General features: G+C 70.9%; 6 protein-coding genes. 2 read left to right on the top strand and 4 right to left on the bottom strand.

Annotated features, from left to right (window positions below; all coding sequences use genetic code 11):
• Window positions 1–666: transglycosylase SLT domain-containing protein (locus HW578_RS22255; protein ID WP_232479201.1), on the bottom strand; the 666-nt coding region annotated here is incomplete at its 3' end.
• Window positions 667–1,028: 362 nt separating this feature from the next.
• A complete protein-coding gene (locus tag HW578_RS22250) occupies window positions 1,029–1,901 on the bottom strand; it encodes an N-formylglutamate amidohydrolase (RefSeq protein ID WP_198372902.1) in 873 nt (290 codons plus the stop codon).
• A 96-nt stretch (window positions 1,902–1,997) separates the two neighbouring features.
• Here HW578_RS22250 and HW578_RS22245 point away from each other — a divergent pair, with 96 nt between their 5' ends.
• Together HW578_RS22245 and motA are read left to right on the top strand one after the other, a co-directional pair.
• A complete protein-coding gene (locus tag HW578_RS22245; RefSeq protein ID WP_232479202.1) occupies window positions 1,998–3,050 on the top strand; it encodes a flagellar motor protein MotB in 1,053 nt (350 codons plus the stop codon).
• Complete coding sequence (gene motA, locus HW578_RS22240) at window positions 3,047–3,913, top strand: flagellar motor stator protein MotA (protein ID WP_198372900.1); 867 nt, start codon at window positions 3,047–3,049, stop codon at window positions 3,911–3,913. Before HW578_RS22245 ends, motA begins: the two co-directional genes overlap by 4 nt.
• 8 nt (window positions 3,914–3,921) lie before the next feature.
• On the opposite strand, the gene HW578_RS22235 is transcribed toward motA, so the two are convergent.
• Together HW578_RS22235 and HW578_RS22230 are read right to left on the bottom strand one after the other, a co-directional pair.
• Complete coding sequence (locus tag HW578_RS22235; RefSeq protein WP_198372899.1) at window positions 3,922–4,326, bottom strand: c-type cytochrome; 405 nt, start codon at window positions 4,324–4,326, stop codon at window positions 3,922–3,924.
• A 379-nt stretch (window positions 4,327–4,705) separates the two neighbouring features.
• A complete protein-coding gene (locus tag HW578_RS22230; RefSeq protein WP_198372898.1) occupies window positions 4,706–4,987 on the bottom strand; it encodes a hypothetical protein in 282 nt (93 codons plus the stop codon).
• Between the last annotated feature and the right edge of the window lie 500 nt (window positions 4,988–5,487).

The following is a 5,487-nucleotide window of genomic DNA, read 5'->3' as shown; positions in this document are numbered from 1 at the left end:
CAGCGGGATGATCCGCGCCCGCTCCGCGCCATTGGCCAGGCCCGTGGCGCCGCGCGCTGCACCCAGCGCGGCCAGCGCCATGGCCTCCGCCGCGGCATCCCCGCCGGGCCGGTTCTGCTCCTGCGCCCAGGCGGCCAGCACGCGGCCGCGGTAGGGCTCGGCGCGCTCGGGCGTCTGGGAATGGTAGTGGCCGGCGGCCCGCGCCCAGTCCTGCCGGGTCGATTGCAACTCGGTCAGGAAGCGCGCGGCGTAGCGGGCATTGGCGAGCGGGTCGAAGGCCTGCTCCAGAGTCGGGAAGGCGTTGGGGTGGTGGTGCAGGTTCACCTGCATGCAGCCGACATCGATGATGCGCACGCCGCGGGACTGGAGTTGCCGCACCTCGGCAATCGCTGCCTCCCGCGTCGGGAAATACATGCCGCGCCCCTCGGCGTTGATGGTCCAGGGCCAGGGCGTGACGCGGCCGGTATCCGGGTCGCGCCGGCCCGATTCGACGCGTCCGATCGCCTGCAGCAGGCCGGTCGGGATGCCGGCCTCGCGCTCGGCGGTGGTGATGGCGCCGCGGCAGGCGAGGCCAGGATCGGGGGCGGATGGCGTGGCACCGGCCGGCGGCGCCAGCAGCAGCAGGACGAGGACCAGCCACGCCCCGGGACGGGCGCAGCGAAGCAACCGAAACCATGCCGTGGCGCTGGCAGCCACCGGCAACGGGCGGATGAATCGCCCGCCCGTCGGGTCGCATGCTGGAGGCCGGGCGGCAGGGTCGAGGGGTCGCATGGATGCGGAAGGGCAATGGCCATGCCAAGCAACAAACATGCGCTGGCATGATGTTTGGTGCCCCTTATGCTGCGCTGCAAAAAAAGCCCTTGCAGCGTCCGGGCGGCCCTCCTATTTTCGCTGAGGCAGCGGTGAGGCCTTGCCTCCCACTGCCTTTCTTGGACGTTTCCTCCCTAAACTTGGCGGTGCCTTCGGGCACCGCCTTCTTTTTTTCAGGGGTCCGGGAGCATGGGCTTCTCCGCCCATGCTGCACCGCATCATGGACGGAGGAAGGACCAGTCCGTCCGCGCCAGGCGGTCGATCAGGGTGGTCAGGTCGTGCGCGAGCGGCGCCAGGCCGGGTGCGCGCTCGATCCGCGTCTCGTCCATGTACAGCGCGCGGGCGATCTCGATCTGCAGCGCATGGGTGCCCTCGCGCGGGCGGCCATAGTGGCGCGTCACGTAGCCGCCGGCATAGGGGTCGTTGCGCCGGACGCGGTAGCCAAGCCCGGTCAGGATCTCCTCGACCATTCGGGTCGCGCGCGGGGCGCAGGCGGTGCCGTGCGCATCGCCCAGCACCATGTCCGGCGGGTTCGCCGCCTGCGCCGGATGGGCCGGCATGGAATGGCAATCCACCAGCAGGCAGACCCCGAAACGCGCGCGCGTCTCGGCGATCAGTTCCGACAGGGCGGCGTGGTAGGGCTCCCAGCAGGCGCGGATGCGCGCCTCGGCCTCGGCAAAGGACAGCCGGCGGCGATAGACCGTCTCCCCGGTCGCGACGATGCGCGGGATGGTGCCGAGCCCGGCGCCGACGCGAGGGCTGGAGGTGTTCACCCAGGGCGGCAGCGGCCCGTCGAACATCGCCGGGTCGAGCTCCCAGGGTTCGCGGTTCACGTCGCACCACACCCTGGGGAAGGTCGCCGCGATCAGCGGCGCGCCATGCGCCGGGGCGGCGGCGAACAATTCATCGACGAAACTGTCCTCGCTGCGCCGGAGCGCCAGCGGGGCGAGGCGTGCCTCGGCCACCAGCTGCGCCGGATAGTCCTGCCCGGAATGCGGGGAGGCGAAGACGACCGGCATCGTCTGCCGCGCCGGGCGGGTGATGACGAGCGGATCGGTCGCGCGCGCAAGGGTCTGGGCAGGCAGGTCCATCTGCACCCGACCAAACCATAGCGCCCGCGCCGTGTCACGCGGCGCGCGCCGGCCCGGTTAGCGAAATAGTCAGCAGCGCCTGCCACCTTGCGCGCGATGTCCGGCAAGACACGAGGCGCGAAGCGCGGCGGCACGATCGTGATCCGCCGCGAGGAAGGCGGCGACCATGGCCACCATGGCGGGGCCTGGAAGGTCGCCTATGCCGACTTCGTCACCGCCATGATGGCCTTCTTCCTGCTGATGTGGCTGCTCAACGCCACCACCGAGGAACAGCGCCGCGGCCTCGCGGACTATTTCGCGCCGACCAACCTGCTGGCGCGCTCCGTCTCGGGCTCCGGCCAGCCCTTCGGCGGCCAGACGCCCAATGACCACGGCAACGTCACCTCGACCACCGGCGCCACCACCATCCAGCCCGGCCAGCTGCCCGTCGTCATGGATATCGAGGAGGACGACAGCGAGACCCCCGCGCGGCCCATGCCGCGGCGCGAAGGCCCCGAGGCGCGGGAGGATGCGGAGGATCCGCGCCTGGTCGTGGCCACGCCCCCTGGTGCCCATGCCGGGCCGGAGCAGCCGCGCGGCGGCCCAGCCGAGACGCCCGCACCCGAGGCCCGCCCCGAATCCCTCGGCGATGAGGAACTGCGCCGCGAGCTCGCCCGCCGTGAGCGCGAGGCCTTCGAGCAGGCCGCCGAGCAGATCCGCGAGGCGGTCGCCGCCGATCCGGCGCTGGCCGACCTCGCGCGCCAGATGCTGGTGGAGCAGACGCCGGAGGGGCTGCGCATCCAGCTGGTCGATGCCGAGCGCCAGCCGATGTTCGCCCTGGGTGGCGCCGCGCCGAACGACCGGGCGCGCGCCCTGCTCGCGCGCGTGGCGCAGGTCGCGGCGCGCCTGCCCAACCCCGTCGCGGTCTCCGGCCACACCGATTCCACGCCGTTTCGCGGCGGCGGCGAGCGCAGCAACTGGGACCTCTCGGCCGAGCGCGCCAACGCAACGCGCCGCCTGCTGATCGATGGCGGCCTGCCGGAGGGGCGCATCCGCTCCGTGACCGGCAATGCCGACCGCGACCCGCTGCTGCCCGACCAGCCGACCGCGGCCGCGAACCGCCGCGTCTCCATCACCCTGCTGCGCCAGGTGCAGGATCCCGCCCGATGATCTCGCTCGCCGGCTTCGGCTTCCTGCTGGCCTGCGTCTTCGGCGGCTACATCGCCGCCGGCGGGAAGATGGACATCATCCTGAAGGCGCTGCCCTTCGAGATGGCGATCATCGGGGGCGCCGCCATCGGCACGCTCGTCATGGCCAACAGCGTGGCCGGCCTGAAGCACGTGCTGGGCGGCTTCGGAAAGCTGCTGAAGGGGGCGAAATACTCGCGGCAGGACTACATGGACCTGCTGAGCCTGCTCTATTACCTGGTGCGCCTGGCGCAGACGAAGGGGCCGATGGCGCTCGAACCCCACATCGAGAAGCCCGAGGACAGCGCGGCCTTCAACAAGTTCCCGCGCATCGCCGCCGACCACCACGTAGTCCACCTGATCTGCGACTACCTGCGCATGGTCGGCATGAATGCCGACGACCCGCACCAGATCGAGGACGTGATGGCGCGCGAGCTCAAGAAGATGAAGGAGGAGGAGATGCACCCCTCCCACGCGATGCAGTCCATGGCGGATGCGCTGCCCGCGCTCGGCATCGTCGCCGCCGTGATGGGCGTGATCAAGACCATGGGGTCGATCAGCGAGCCGCCGGCGGTGCTGGGCAAGATGATCGGCGGCGCGCTGGTCGGCACCTTCCTCGGCGTGCTGCTCGCCTACGGCCTGATGGGGCCCTTCGCGGCGCGGCTCAAGGGCGTGGTCGAGGAGGAGAGCAAGTTCTTCGAGGTGATCCGCGCGGTGCTGGTCGCCCACCTGCACGGCAATGCACCGCAAGTCGCGGTGGAGACGGGACGCAAGATGGTCCCGTCTGGTCACATGCCCTCATTCCAGGAACTGGAGCTGTCGCTGCAGGAGCTCCAGATCGCCTGACGGGCGGGTCAGCCCTGCTGCGAGCGCAGGAAGGCGATCACGTCGCTGATCTGCTGCTCGTTGCGCAGCCCGGGGAAGGACATGATGCCCTGCGGCGCGACGTCCTTGGGATTGCGGAGATAGGCACGGAGGTTGTCCGCATTCCAGACATGCCCCTGCTCGCCCAGCGCACGCATGTTCGCGGAATAGCGGAAATTCTCGATGCTTGCGGCGCGACGGCCGAAGACCGTGTGCAGGTTGGGGCCGACGCCGTTGCGGCCATTGTCCTCGACGATATGGCAGGCGCGGCACTGGTTGAACACGCGCTGGCCGGCTGCGGGATCACCCGCGGCATCCTGCGCGGCAACCGGGCCGGCGAGAGCGAGCATGGCAAGACCCGCGACGGCGGGAGCGATGGCACGCGACAAAATCATCTAGCTGATCCCTCCAGAAGGCGCCCGTCACGGACGCTGACGGAGCGCTTCCTACGCGCCTGCACATGACGTAGCGCAAGTGGCGGGATGAAGATCGTGTCATCACCGCAGCCGCGCTTCGCATGCGTCTTCATGGTGTCGGGCCGTGGATGCGGCGCGCGGTGATGCTGCACGGATGCAGGATTCGATTCCGGCGGCCACGCTGGCGTCAGGCACCCCCATTCGCGTTGTTGTAGGCGCTGGGCGGCAGCACTGCGCAGTTCGTGCCGGCATTGCAGCACCCAGCGACCAGCAGCGACAGGAGGATGGCAAGGGCAAAAGGTGTACGCATGACGGACCTTCGCGGAAAAGCGGCGCGGGCAATGCGCCGTCCAGCATCCTATTCATTCGCCAGGGCGTCACGCCACGGACCCGACGCGCTGCGTCCTCGCTGACCAGCCCATCGTCGACGTCGCGCTGCACCAGCGCCGAGTCGCGCCGCATCGGGTTCGCGATGCCGCTGTCGCCCCTTCGGGAAGATCCGGAAACCCTTGGTGCGCAGCACCACGCCGCTGGCGTCGTTCCCGCCTTCGAACCCGGCGGCGAGGAAGCGTCGCCACAGCCGGTCGGCCACGTCGTGGTCGCGATCGACCGGCCGGCTGCCATGCGCGCTCGCGACCACGTCGCGCCCCCTTCGACACGAAGGTTGCGACGGCCGCGCGCCCGTACGACGCCCTCGTCGCGCGACGTGAAGAATCGGATTGGCCCGTGCGGACGCGCGATCCGCGCGGTCACGGCGCGCGCATGGCCGTCCTCGACGCGGTCGAGCCCGAACATCATCGTCATGTCGCACCCAGTGCTCTCCGGGACCTTCGCGCGGAGCTCGGCGCGGGCAGACCTGGGCGTGGTCTCCCGTGCGATCGATCTGCGCGGCCCATACACGTGGGGCGGGCCGGCATCGCCCCGCGGAACGGTACAGGCGGCCCACGGCGGACAACCCGGGGTTGCGCAATGCCGCGCCGCGCGTAGCCTGCCTCCCTGCAGGCGGAACGCCGCCGCAGATCGGAGGAAACGATGTCAGGACCCATCCCGACCCGCCGCACGGCGCTCGCCGCGGGGCTCACGGTCGCCACCCTCGCCACCCCGGCCGCGGCGCAGCCCGCGGCGCGCGCCGCCGCACCC

Origin of the sequence: Roseomonas rosulenta (assembly GCF_016106005.1) — a bacterium.
GTDB lineage: Bacteria > Pseudomonadota > Alphaproteobacteria > Acetobacterales > Acetobacteraceae > Neoroseomonas > Neoroseomonas rosulenta.
The sequence above is the reverse complement of the archived record's forward strand: the minus strand, read 5'-3'. Positions and strand labels throughout refer to the sequence as shown.

Excerpts from the sequence above, each read along its gene's own strand:
- HW578_RS22250 (WP_198372902.1), bottom strand. The coding sequence starts at position 1,901 with ATGGACCTGCCTGCCCAGACCCTTGCGCGCGCGACCGATCCGCTCGTC.
- HW578_RS22245 (WP_232479202.1), top strand. The coding sequence starts at position 1,998 with ATGTCCGGCAAGACACGAGGCGCGAAGCGCGGCGGCACGATCGTGATC.
- motA (WP_198372900.1), top strand. The coding sequence starts at position 3,047 with ATGATCTCGCTCGCCGGCTTCGGCTTCCTGCTGGCCTGCGTCTTCGGC.
- HW578_RS22235 (WP_198372899.1), bottom strand. The coding sequence starts at position 4,326 with ATGATTTTGTCGCGTGCCATCGCTCCCGCCGTCGCGGGTCTTGCCATG.